8 protein-coding genes are annotated in these 11,309 nt (G+C 67.8%); 1 reads left to right on the top strand and 7 read right to left on the bottom strand.

Going from position 1 to position 11,309, the window contains the following annotated elements:
• Nucleotides 1–188 precede the first annotated feature (188 nt).
• Nucleotides 189–1,388 (bottom strand): aminotransferase class I/II-fold pyridoxal phosphate-dependent enzyme, encoded by a 1,200-nt coding sequence (locus VGT06_09535; GenBank protein ID HEV8663363.1) that lies wholly within the window; start codon nt 1,386–1,388, stop codon nt 189–191.
• Nucleotides 1,389–1,872: 484 nt separating this feature from the next.
• Here VGT06_09535 and glnE point away from each other — a divergent pair, with 484 nt between their 5' ends.
• Nucleotides 1,873–4,734, top strand: a complete 2,862-nt coding sequence (glnE, locus tag VGT06_09530) for a bifunctional [glutamate--ammonia ligase]-adenylyl-L-tyrosine phosphorylase/[glutamate--ammonia-ligase] adenylyltransferase (protein ID HEV8663362.1) — start codon at nt 1,873–1,875, stop codon at nt 4,732–4,734.
• A gap of 151 nt (nt 4,735–4,885) precedes the next feature.
• On the opposite strand, the gene glnA is transcribed toward glnE, so the two are convergent.
• The 6 genes from glnA to VGT06_09500 all read right to left on the bottom strand — a co-directional run.
• Nucleotides 4,886–6,310, bottom strand: a complete 1,425-nt coding sequence (gene glnA, locus VGT06_09525; GenBank protein ID HEV8663361.1) for a type I glutamate--ammonia ligase — start codon at nt 6,308–6,310, stop codon at nt 4,886–4,888.
• Between the two features lie 188 nt (nt 6,311–6,498).
• Nucleotides 6,499–6,837 carry a P-II family nitrogen regulator gene (locus VGT06_09520; protein ID HEV8663360.1) on the bottom strand — a complete coding sequence of 113 codons (339 nt, stop codon included), beginning with the start codon at nt 6,835–6,837 and terminating at the stop codon, nt 6,499–6,501.
• A 161-nt stretch (nt 6,838–6,998) separates the two neighbouring features.
• Complete coding sequence (locus VGT06_09515; GenBank protein ID HEV8663359.1) at nt 6,999–7,337, bottom strand: P-II family nitrogen regulator; 339 nt, start codon at nt 7,335–7,337, stop codon at nt 6,999–7,001.
• Between the two features lie 175 nt (nt 7,338–7,512).
• On the bottom strand, nt 7,513–7,902 hold the full coding sequence (locus tag VGT06_09510; protein ID HEV8663358.1) for a response regulator: 390 nt from the start codon (nt 7,900–7,902) through the stop codon (nt 7,513–7,515).
• A complete protein-coding gene (locus VGT06_09505; protein HEV8663357.1) occupies nt 7,899–10,718 on the bottom strand; it encodes a GAF domain-containing protein in 2,820 nt (939 codons plus the stop codon). The genes VGT06_09510 and VGT06_09505 overlap by 4 nt, the downstream gene beginning before the upstream one ends.
• A 128-nt stretch (nt 10,719–10,846) precedes the next feature.
• On the bottom strand, nt 10,847–11,309 hold a 463-nt coding region (locus tag VGT06_09500; protein ID HEV8663356.1), incomplete at its 5' end, for an HIT domain-containing protein.

The following is an 11,309-nucleotide window of genomic DNA, read 5'->3' as shown; positions in this document are numbered from 1 at the left end:
TCTGCGGGTCGTGTCCCCGCGGTGCGTATAGCTTGACCAGCAGCGTCCCGTGTTGGAACAGGGGGACCGACCGTTCACCGGCCGGCCCGGGCAATCGCGCCAGCGCATCCCGAAGCGCGATGTGACCGGCGGCCGAAGGGGACAAGCCGCGATTCGTCACGGTGCTCGACCTCCGATTTCCTATTGCTTTAGACAGTCGTCAGGGCCCGCGCGAGGTCGGCTGTGAGGTCGGGGGCGTCCTCGATCCCGACGGAGAGGCGGAGGAGGCCGTCCCGGACGCCGAGCCGCTCGCGCTCCGCTGCCGAGAGTCCCCGGTGAGAGGTCTTCACCGGGTGGGACAAGGTGGTGGCGACCCCGCCAAGACTCGGGACCAGCGCGATCAGCCGCAGGGCCCTCACCAGCGCATCGGCGGCTTCGAGGCCGCCGCGGAGTTCAAAAGCGAGCACCCCGCCGAAGCCTCCGGTGAGCACCCGCTTGGCCACCGGATGGTCGGGGTGCGAGGCCAGCCCAGGGTAATGGACCGCCGCCACCTTCGGGTGCTTTGCCAGGAAGGTCGCCAGTGCCAGGGCGTTCTCACCCGTGCGCGCCATCCGCAGGCTCAAGGTCTTCATCCCCCGCACGGCGAGCCAGGCGTCGTGCGGTCCGAGCGTCGGCCCGAAGCGCATGGCGACCCGTCGGGCGTTGCGGATGAACGGCGCCGTGCCCACGAGGACGCCTGCGGTCAAATCGCTGTGGCCCCCGAGGAACTTCGTGGCGCTGTGGTAGACCGCATCGGCGCCGAGCGAGAGCGGCCGGCAGAGACAGGGGGTGGCGAACGTGTTGTCCACCAGAAGGAAGGCCCCGGCCCGATGTGCCGCCGCGGCCAATGCCGGCAGGTCCGCAACCTTGACGAGCGGGTTCGAGATCGTCTCGACCAGGAGGAGCCGGCACCCCTCGGCAAGGGCCGCCTCCACCTCCGACATCCTCCCCGCATCCATCCAGGCGGTTTTCACCCCGAAGCGGCCCAGCTCCTCGAGCAGGCCATAGGTGCCGCCATACACGTCGCGCGCCGCGGCGACCTTCCCCCCGCCCGAGAGCGCCGCGAGCAGCGCCGCCGCGGTGGCCCCCATCCCGGAAGCGCAGGCGAGCGCCGCCTCGCCTCCTTCCAGCGCGGCCACCGCTCGCTCCAGGGCCGTGTGGTTCGGCAGCCCGTACCGCCCGTAGATGTACCCTTCGCCCGTCCCGTCCTGGACGGCATCGAGGCTGGCCAAGTCGGGAAAGCTGTAGACCGAGGTCTGGTAGATGGGCTGGACGGTGGGGGTGGAGCGGGTGAGCCGCTCGGCGTCCGTCCCCGGCCCCGCCCCGTGCACGCTCAGCGTGGACAGGCCCCAGCCCGGCTCCGCTCCCATCGCTCTCCTCCCCCCGCCGCTGTGCGCGGCGCCCAAGGCAAACGGGCCCTGCGGTGCCGCCCGCAGGGCCCGCAATCGCTGGGATTGATCACCGTGGGATGAGCAGCACTGGACCTCCGCGAACCCTCGCCAGTATAATCATTCTGTTTTCCTCTTCGCAACAGGTTCGAGAGGATCCACTCCCTCTCGCGCAATGGACAGGATGAACCTTCAGGCCCGCATCGGTTCCGCGCTCAGGGCGAAGCGGTGGAAAGGCCTTCAGCCTCTCCTGAGGGAGATGGGCTTTGCGGAACTGCAGAGGGTTCTCGTCAATCTGAGGCACCTCCACCAACAGGAGGCTCTGCGGGAGACCCTCCCCATGCTGCTCTCCCTCTGTGCCTCCTCCCCTGATCCTGATCTGGCCCTCAATGGCTTTGAAAGCGTCGCCTCTGCTCCCGGATCGGTCCTAAGCGCTCTCCGGGGAAACGACAGGGCCCTCGGGATCTTGGCCAGTGCGTTCGCCCTCTCTCCCTACTTCACAACGCTCCTTACCCGCAATCCGCAGGCGCTCCAGTGGCTCTTTGGCGAGGGAGGAATCACGATCTGCAGGGAAGAGGGCGACTCTCTGGTTGCGCTTCGCGCCTTCGCAGAACCGATCGGGAACTTTGCCGACCTCTGTGCAAAACTCCGCGGGTTCAAGCGGCGGGAGATCCTGCGCATCGGCCTCAGGGATCTCGGGGGGCACGCACCGTTCGAGGAGGTGGCCCGGGAACTGTCGTACCTGGCCGGCGCCTGCCTGGACGTTGCTTGCCGGGCCTGCTATGGGATGCTGGTCGGAAAGGATGGCGGGCCGCCGGATCGGGACCCGATCGGGAGGGGGAATGCGACCGGCTTTGTGATCCTGGGGATGGGGAAGCTCGGCGGCAGAGAATTGAACTTCAGCTCCGACATCGACCTCCAGTATCTCCATGCGGCGGACGAGGAGGAGCACGAGACAGGATCAGCCGTAGATGGTCGCACCCGGATCACTCGGGAGACCTTCTATGTGAAGCTCGCCGAGCTGATCACACGAGCGATGGGAGAGATCACCGAGGAGGGCTTTGTCTTCCGGACGGACCTGCGGCTCCGACCGCACGGAAAATCCGGAAAAATCACCAACTCGCTCCGGGGGGCAGAGGTCTACTATGAGTCCTGGGGCGACACCTGGGAGCGGGCAGCCTTGATCAAGGCCAGCCCCGTGGCCGGCGATATCGAGTTGGGCAATGAATTCCTCAGGCGAGTCGAGCCGTTTGTCTTTCGGCGATATCTCGATTTCACGGCCATCGAGGAGATCCAGGCATTGAAGATCCGGTTGGAGCGGGAGCGCACCAGCGGCCGCCGCCCGTTCAACCTGAAGTACATGCCCGGAGGCATCCGGGAGATCGAATTCTTCCTTCAGGCCCTGCAGCTCATCTACGGAGGGAAGTTTCCAATCCTTCGGGAGGCCAACACCCTGCGGACCCTCGAGCAGTTGGAGACCGTCGGGATCATCCGCCCGGAAGATCACCAAGCCCTCCGAGAAGCGTACGTCATCTGGAGGACCCTGGAACACCGCGTGCAGATGGCGAACAACGAGCAGACCCATACGCTGCCGGAAGCGCCGGAGGATCTCGGGCGGTTGGCCAAGGCGATGGGCTATGCCGGTCCAGACGCGGGAGAGGCCCTGCGCGCCGACCTCACTCGGAGGATCACGACCGTGCGGGAGATCACCACGCGTCTCTTCTCGCGGCCATCGGCGGCGGTCCCGGGTGGGATGGGCGACCTGCTCGGACTCCTGCGAGACGAAGAGGCCAAGGACCGGGTCATCGAGGAGCTCAAGCGCTTGGGCTTCCGTGCGCCCGAAAGAGCGTACGGTTCCCTCCTGGCGATGACGCAAGGTCCGCCCCTGACCCGTTTCCCGGAGCGCGCCCTGAGGCTCCTGCGGCAGTTGGCTCCGGCCATGCTCTCGGAAGCCTTGGCCTCTCCCTCCCCTGAGCAGGCCCTGAATCATCTGGAGGAATTTCTGGAGAGGGTGGGGGCCCGGACGAGCTTCTACGCCCTCCTGACCGAGAATCCCCCGATCCTGAAGTCCCTGATGCGGCTCTTTGGGACGAGCTTCTACCTCTCGAATTTCCTCGTCCAGCACCCGGAGCTCTTGGACGCCCTGGTGTTGGGCGAGGCCTCCTCTCCCCATCGGGGCCGGGACCTCATGGCCCGGGAGCTTGCGGAGGATCTCCACGCGGTTCCGTCTTATGAGGAAAGACTCGACGCCCTCCGCCGGTATCACCACACGGAACTGCTGCGGATCGGGCTGAATGATCTCTACGGAACCCTGGAGACCCAGGAGGTCAGCGAACAACTGACCGACCTGGCCGAGGTTTGCCTCACGGCCGCCTGGGAACTCTGCAAGGAAGAGTTGCGGCTCCGGTATGGGACCCCGATGACGGTCGAAGCCGACGGGCGACAGCGCGAGGCCCCCATGGTTATCGTGGGCATGGGCGCCCTGGGGGCGAGGGAGATGGCGTATCACTCGGATCTCGATGTGATCTTCATCTTTGCTGGAGAGGGGGAAACGACGCAGGGACTTTCCAATCACGAGTACTTCGTGCGGCTGGCCCAGGGACTCATCTCCGCCCTGAGCAGCCCCACCCGGGAGGGGTATGCCTACCGGGTGGATGCCCGATTGCGTCCCTCAGGACGGTTCGGCCCTCTGGTGACGTCGCTCGCCGCCTTCGAGGCCTATCACGCGGAGCACGCCTGGACCTGGGAGCGCCAGGCGCTCATCAGGGCCCGGTGCGTCGCCGGAGAGGAGAGGCTGGCCGCCCGGGTCCAGGGGATGGTGCGCCAGATCGTGTATGAGGGCCCCTTCACCGACGCGATGATCCCGGAGATCCATCACCTCAGGGAACGGATGCGTCACGAACTGGCCAAGGAGTACAAGGGCAAGCACAACGTCAAACTCGGGCGGGGGGGCCTGGTCGAGATCCTCTTCATCGTCCAGCTCCTCCAGCTCCAGGTCGGCCGGGGCTACCCTCCCCTGCGGGTCCCGAATACCGTCGAGGCCTTGACCCAGCTTCGGAGCGGGGGGTTCCTGCCTCCCGAGAGTCATGAGACCCTCATCACCGCCTACAGTTTCCTCAGGCGTTTGGAGAACGGGCTGCGCCTCATCCATGATCGGTCGCTCGACGAGTTTCGAGAGGAGTCCGAGGAGCTCGAGGGGTTGGCCAGACACCTCTATCGGGCGGCCCTCTCTCCGGAAGAGGGGACCCGGCGGCTGCTCCAGGAGTTCTTGGCGCATACCGAGGCGGTGAGGAAACTGTACTGCCGCTTCTTCCAAACGGGAGAGTAGGTCAACTCCGTCCCCCAGCCGTGCTTCGTCCTGGCCGCGCGGTGCGGTGCGTCGTTCCGGATTCCGCTCGGGGGGGGCCGAGACCGAAAGAGAACGCCCCGCCGGGGCAGGGCCCGCGGGGCGTTCTTCGTTTCGCGACGCGCGGTCGCGCCTAGATGTCGAAGTACAGAGCGAATTCCCAGGGATGGGGCCGCAGGCGGACAGGGTCCACCTCATTCTTCCGCTTGTACTCAATCCAGGTCTCGATCAGATCTGGAGTGAAGACGTCCCCCATCAGGAGGAACTTGTGATCCTCCTCGAGGGCGTCCAGGACCCGATCCAGGCTCCCCGGGAGCTGCTTCACCTTGGCCGCCTCCTCCGGCTCCAGCTCGTACAGGTCCTTGTCAATCGGCTTTCCCGGATCGAGCTTGTTCTGAATCCCGTCCAGGCCCGCCATCAGCATCGCGGCGAAGCAGAGGTACGGGTTACAGGAGGGATCGGGGGTCCGGAACTCGATCCGCTTCGTCTTCTCGCTCCGACTGTAGACGGGGATCCGGGCGCAGGCACTCCGGTTCCGCTGGCTGTAGACCAGGTTGATCGGCGCCTCGTAGCCCGGCACCAGCCGCCGGTAGCTGTTGGTCGTCGGGGCGATCAGGGCGCACAGGGCCTCGGCGTGCTTGAGGAGCCCCCCGATGTAGTAGAGAGCGGTCTTCGAGACATCGGCGTAGCCGCCGCGTTCGAAGAAGAGGTTCTTCCCGTCCTTCCAGACGCTCTGGTGGACATGCATCCCCGACCCGTTGTCCATGAAGAGCGGCTTGGGCATGAAGGTCGCCGTCTTGCCCCACTTCTTCGCCACGTTCTTGACGCAGTACTTGTACCACATGACACTGTCCGCCATCCGGGTCAGGGTGGTAAAGCGCATGTCAATCTCTGCCTGCCCCGCGGTCCCCACCTCGTGATGGTGAACCTCGCACCTCACCCCCACGCTCTCCAGGGCCAGCACCATCTCGCTGCGGAGGTCCTGTTGCTTGTCCATGGGGGGCACCGGGAAGTACCCCTGCTTGTACCGGGGCTTGTAGCCCAGATTCGGCCGCTCCGGGGTCCCCTCCTTGCCGGAGTTCCAGAAACCCTCCTCGGAGTCGATATGGTAGAACCCGTAGTTGTAACTCTGGTCAAACCGGACGTCGTCGAAGATGAAGAACTCGAGCTCGGGCCCAAAGTACGAGGTGTCGCCGATCTTCGTCTGCTTGAGATAGGCCTCGGCCTTCTGGGCGACGTAGCGGGCGTCCCGGCTGTACGGCTGGCCAGTCACCGGGTCCTTGACGTTACAGATGAGGACCAGGGTCGGCACCGACAGGCTCGGATCCAGAACGGCGCTCGCCGGGTCCGGCACCAGGAGCATGTCGGATTCGTGGATGTGCTGAAAGCCCCGGATCGACGAGCCATCGAACCCGATGCCTTCCTCGAAGAGCTCCTCGTTGAGCTCCCCTACTGACATTGAGAAGTGCTGCCAGAGCCCGGGCAGGTCGATGAAGCGGAAATCAACGATCTTCGCCCCTTTCTCCTTCGTCAGCTTGATGACATCCTTCGGGGTCATACGCTCCCTCCTCAGGGAGTGGCCCCTTGAAGGGCCACGGTGGTCGAAGATGCTTCCCTACCGCTCGGGGATAAGGCCTGGTCTGCTCCACCGGCCGCGGAGGGGGGGTACCGCCCGCCTAAAGGGCGCCTAAAAGTAGGGCACGGAAAGGGCAACGTAACAGGGGATCCTCTCGTAGGCAATCCCGCCTAAATCGCGGCCTCGCCTCGCTCCCCTGTCCGGATCCGAACCGCCTCCTCGCAGGGGAGGATGAAGATCTTGCCGTCACCGATCCGGCCGGTCTTGGCGGCCGCCTGGATCGTATCCACCACCTGGTCGCACCGCCCATCGGGGACCACGACCTCCACCTTCACCTTCGGCAGGAAATCGATCGTGTACTCCGCCCCCCGGTACAGTTCCGTGTGCCCCTTCTGCCGGCCGAACCCCTTCACCTCGCTGATGGTCAGCCCCTGGATGCCGATCTCCGCCAGGGCGGTCTTCACCTCGTCCACCTTGAAGGGCTTGATGATGGCCTCGATCTTCTTCATCCCCGCCTCCGCTCCACCGGTGCCCCTGACAACTGTGACTGCAACGAATTGTCCCTCATGCTCGCGCGACGACTGGGGTGCCGGGCCAAATGACAAACATCACGAGGCCCGAGGGAAGAGGCGCCCGGAGGCGTGCGCTCCTGCGCTCCTGTGGCCCGGCACTAGAGGGCCGCCTCGCCCCGCTCCCCCGTCCGAATCCGCAGCGCCTCATCCGTCGGGAAGACGAAAATCTTCCCGTCCCCGATGCTCCCGGTCCGGGCCGCCCGGGCAATCGCGTCCACGACCGCATCCACGTGCGTGTCGCGAACCACGATTTCGATCTTCACCTTGGGCAGGAAATCGATGGTGTACTCCGCCCCCCGGTACAGTTCCGTGTGCCCCTTCTGCCGGCCGAACCCCCGGACCTCGCTCACCGTCATGCCGACCAACTCGATGGCGCTGAGGGCCTCCTTCACCTCGTCCAGCTTGAAGGGTTTGATGATCGCCTCGATCTTTTTCATCCCTCCCCCTTTCCGGCAAAGCAACGGCTATGCCAAGGTCCCGGCGTCCCCCGAGGGGGCAGGGCCCCGGCTAAAGGCGCGTGGCCCTGCGCTCTGCCCCGGCTGGGCCGCCCTCCCCGAGCCCGTGGCCTGCCCAGGGAAGCGGCACGGCCGTGCCGCCCTGCCCCCGATTTCATCACCCGGGCGAGCCTCGTCGCTCCGCCAGGAGGCCCGCAATGGCGTCGGTCAGCTCCGTCAGGTCGGCCGACTTGGTGACGTAGGCATCCGAGGCCCAGGTTGCGAAGTCGTGCTTGTACTCCCCATAGGCCGTCCAGAGCACGATGGGGAGGTGCCGATGGGTCAGGCGGATGTGCCGGAGGAGATCAATGCCGTCCATGCCCGGCATCTTGATGTCGATGGTGATGAGATCCGGAATCTCGACCCTCAGCCGCTCGAGCGCCTCGTGCGCGTCCGCCGCCAGAAGGACCCGGTACCCCAGGTCGCCCAGTTCTTCCTGGAGCAGGAGCCGGATGGACTCCTCGTCGTCCACCACGAGAATGGTGGCAGGATTCGGCGAATTCCTCATGGCGTCGCTCCAGCCTTTGCCGGCGGCGCCGGCAGCCAGACCCGGAAGGCGCTCCCGCGGCCCGGCTCACTCTCCACCTCCAGGCGGCCGCCGTGGGCCTCGACGAGGCGATGGGCGAGTGTCAGGCCCAGCCCGGTCCCCTCCGGTTTGGTGGTAAAGAACGGGTCGAAGATGCTGTCGCGGATCGCGGGGGAGATGCCGGGGCCGGTATCTGCCACACTGAGGAAGGCCCAGCCGGGCTCCCCACCGGTCCGGAGCGCGAGGGTCCCCCCTTCGGGCATCGCCTCCAGGGCGTTGTAGAGGAGGTTGAGAACCACCTGCTTGAGCTGCGCGGGATCCGCCCAGGCGGCCGCCGGCTCGGCGGCGAACTGCCGGACGACGGTCACGCGCTGCTGGGCCAGCTTGTCCGGGAAGAGGAGCAGACAGTCCTCCAGCGCCGTACTCAGGTCCACGGCCCTGGGGCTCGGCCTCAACCCCCGGGCGAGCCCGAGGACATCCCGCGTGATCCGCTCCAGCCGGTCCACCTCCTGCGCGATGACCTCCACGGTGGGCCGCTCCGGGTGTTCGGGGTCGACGCGGCGGAGGAGGCGCCGGGCGAACCCCCCGATGGCGGTGAGGGGGTTGCGGACCTCGTGGACCATGTTTGCCGCCATCTCTCCCAGGACCGCCAGCCGACCCTGCTGAAAAAGCTGGTGGTGTGTCTGCTGGATCTCACGGCTCACCGCCTCCAGCCGCCCCACCAGGAGCGCGCGCTCCAGCGCCAACCCGGCCTGGGCCGCCACGAGGCCCAGGAAATCCAGGTCCCGCGCGCCGATCGGTTTCCCCGAGAACTTGTTGTCCACCACGAGCACCCCCACCACCCGGTCCGTGGTGATGAGGGGGGCGACGGCGAACGCCCCCGCCCCCAGGCGGCCCTCGTAGGCCGGGTGGACCCGCGCGTCGTGGGCGGCATCGGCCACGCTCATCGTCTGCCGGGTGAGAACCGCCTCGGCGAGGAGGCCGCTGCCGGGTTTGAGGGGCACCCGGAGGGAGCGGACCAGGCCGGTGAAGGGAGAACCCGCCAGGGCCCGGTAGGCCTCCCCGTCGGCCAGGAGGCTCGCCAGCGTCGTGCCGGGAGCGCTCAGGGCCTGCCAGACCCGCCCTGCCTCCTCGGCGTCCAGGGGCCCCACCCCCATCCGGCCCTCCAGGGCATCGCCCCGGTCGGTGACCAGGAAGAGGCAGGCCCGGTTGAAGCCCAGCCCCCCGCCGAACGTGACGCCGGTCAGGATCGTGTGGAGGAGACGGTCCAGCTCGACGGTCTGCTGCATCGCTGCACTGATCTCGAGCAGGACGGCGATCTCCCGGAAGCGTTGGACACTCTCCGCAGCGAGCTGCCGCGACCTGGCGAAGAGCCGCTCGTTCTCCAGGGCGGTCGCCGCCTGGGCCGCGAAGGTCTCCAGGAGGGTGATCTCTGCGGCCGGAAAGGTCCGGGGACTCCGGGTGAACAGGCTGAGGACACCGACCACCCGGTCACCGGCGCGAAGCGGAATGGCGGCGAAGGAGACCAGCCCCTCGCTTTCCGCCCAGGCGCGATTGACGAACCGGGGGTCCTCCCGGACGTCCAGCACCACCTCGGGGCGCCCACTCTTTGCCACCAGCCCGGTCAGCCCTTCGCCGGGGGAAAACCGGAGGCTCGCCCCGCCCACCAGGTCCCGGAACCCCCGGGCCTCGGCCAGCGCCATCCCCTCCCCTCCTGGCTCCTGGAGCCAGAGGCGCACGCCCGCCCCGGGGCTCAGCCGGAGGACGGCATCCAGGATGGCGTCAATGATCCGCCTCCGATCGAGCGTGGCTGTGACCTCCTGCGTGAGGCGCATGAGCGTCTCCAGCCGGGCCGTCTTCTCCCTCGCCTCCTCGAGGAGGATCGCATTCTGGATGGCCATGGCCCCCTGCGTGGCCAGGGTCTGCAGGATCGCCAGATCCGCGGCGCTGAATTGCTCCGGCTCCCCGGCTTCCCCCCGGACCTTGTCGAAGACGGTGAGAGTCCCGGTGCAGCGCCCCGTAAGGGTCAGCGGGACGCAGAGGAGGGAGGGGAGGCCCGCCGACCCCGCCGCGGCTGTCCACCGGGGAACCATGAGCGGGATGCCTTCGCGGGCGACGGTCCCGCTGATCCCGACCCCCAACTGGAGGGGGACCCGCGCGGCGTCCAGAACCCGGACACCCGCCGCGGCCACCGTCGTCAGCGCTCCTCCCTCCGGCGCGAACAGGCGCAGGACAGCCCCCCGGGCCCCGATGAGGGAGGTGGGCAGGCGGGTCACCATCTCCTGGACCTCCTCCCGCTCCAGGCCCGCGCTCAATGCCTTCGCCATCTCGTGAAGGGCGGCCAGGCCGGCAATCCCGTGCGGGGTCTCCCCCGCAGGGAGAGGCGCTGGAGGGAGGAGCGACGGCAGGGGAGGGTCGGCAAGCCAGGGGGAGAGGCCGCGCGCCACCTCGGCGGCGACGGGCTCCCCCTGCGAGCCCGGCCCGTCGGCGGGCCAAGCCAGGAGCAGCCCCCCCTGGCGCCGCCCCTCGTTCTCGATCGGGACCCAGGCGGCCTCCCCGGGCGGTCGCGCGGAGTCGAGCTCACCCCGCTCCCACGCGAGCGCCGCCTCCACCCCCACTCCGGCCGCCAGGATCAGCACCGGCTCCCGCGGCTCGGCCAGGAAGAGGAGACAGGCCTCGAGGCCGAGGGCCTCGGCGACGCGCGCCGCCACGCCCTGCAGGGCCGTCCCCAGCGCCGCGGGGCTGTCTGGCGAGGGACCCAGCAGGTCGGCAGCGGCGGAGCCTTGGGGGAGGGGCATGCGACGGGTTCTCCTCCGAGGGGCGGACCCGAGGCCGCGGGGGGGCAAGGGGACGGCGCGGGGGGCGGGGCAGCTAGTGCCGGGCCAACTGACGTCGCCTCACGTCGTTCTCGGTCGTCGGCGCCGGGCTAGGGCTCGGCCTGCCGCAGGTACGTGGCCGCCTCTTCCGGGGGCGTGGGGTTGATGTAGAACCCGGACCCCCACTCGAAGCCGGCGACGCGGGTCAGCTTGGGCATGATCTCGATGTGCCAGTGGTAGTGCAGCTGGTCGTCCTCCCGCAGGGGGCTGTTGTGGAGGATGAAGTTGTACGGAGGGTTGGCGAGGACCCGGTCCATGCGCCGCAGGGTCTCCCGCAGCACCTTGGCCAGGCTCACGTACTCGTGCTTCTGCGCGTCCTCGAAGAAGGGGTCGTGGCTCTTCGGGAGGAGCCAGGTCTCGAACGGGAAGCGGGCGGCAAAGGGGGCAATGGCGAGGAAGTGGTCGTTCTCGGTGATGAGGCGCGTCTGCTCCTGGCGCTCCTGGCGGATCATGTCGCAGTAGACGCACCGCTCCTTGTACCGGTAGTACTCCCGCGCGCCGTCCACCTCTTCC

The sequence above is a fragment of the Candidatus Methylomirabilis sp. genome (assembly GCA_036000645.1).
In the GTDB taxonomy this organism is placed as follows: domain Bacteria; phylum Methylomirabilota; class Methylomirabilia; order Methylomirabilales; family JACPAU01; genus JACPAU01.
This window is presented reverse-complemented; position numbering and strand designations above follow the sequence as displayed.

What these genes read in the sequence shown, in the direction of transcription:
- VGT06_09505 (HEV8663357.1), bottom strand. Translation starts at nt 10,718, where the DNA reads ATGCCCCTCCCCCAAGGCTCCGCCGCTGCCGACCTGCTGGGTCCCTCG.
- VGT06_09520 (HEV8663360.1), bottom strand. Translation starts at nt 6,837, where the DNA reads ATGAAGAAGATCGAGGCCATCATCAAGCCCTTCAAGGTGGACGAGGTG.
- VGT06_09535 (HEV8663363.1), bottom strand. Translation starts at nt 1,388, where the DNA reads ATGGGAGCGGAGCCGGGCTGGGGCCTGTCCACGCTGAGCGTGCACGGG.
- VGT06_09515 (HEV8663359.1), bottom strand. Translation starts at nt 7,337, where the DNA reads ATGAAAAAGATCGAGGCGATCATCAAACCCTTCAAGCTGGACGAGGTG.
- glnA (HEV8663361.1), bottom strand. Translation starts at nt 6,310, where the DNA reads ATGACCCCGAAGGATGTCATCAAGCTGACGAAGGAGAAAGGGGCGAAG.
- VGT06_09510 (HEV8663358.1), bottom strand. Translation starts at nt 7,902, where the DNA reads ATGAGGAATTCGCCGAATCCTGCCACCATTCTCGTGGTGGACGACGAG.